This is a genomic window from Chryseobacterium sp. SIMBA_029, assembly GCF_046535275.1.
Classification (GTDB): domain Bacteria; phylum Bacteroidota; class Bacteroidia; order Flavobacteriales; family Weeksellaceae; genus Chryseobacterium.
In genome coordinates, this window is record NZ_JAWRXA010000123.1 from 1 (window position 1) to 333 (window position 333).

The window sequence follows — 333 nt, forward strand, 5'->3', positions numbered from 1 at the left end:
GTTGACCAATTCCTGAGAATAGTCTACGGATTTTTTGTAGGCATTCAGTTCTTTTTGCTTTAGTTCAATAAATGAATCCTGCACAGAGAAAACCCTGATGGCATCAGAAACTTCTTTCCCTGCGGTAAGAACAGTTTTTCTAAAATTTAGATATGCTGTTTCCTGATTGGCAAGACTTACATCGTAATTGGTCTTGATCTGTCTCTTATTAAGGATCGGTTGTGCTAATCCTGCGACTACATTGGCAAATAATGAATTCACACTGAACAGGTGATCAATATCTACAGACTGAAGTCCTCCAGACCCTGTAAGCTTCAATGTCGGATAAAACTG

The 333-nt window shown here is 38.7% G+C and carries 1 protein-coding gene; it reads right to left on the reverse strand.

Annotation, left to right across the window (positions count from 1 at the left end; translation table 11 throughout):
* Window positions 1-333 (reverse strand): TolC family protein (locus tag SB679_RS23485; protein ID WP_410704684.1); only part of this gene is annotated, 333 nt, incomplete at both ends.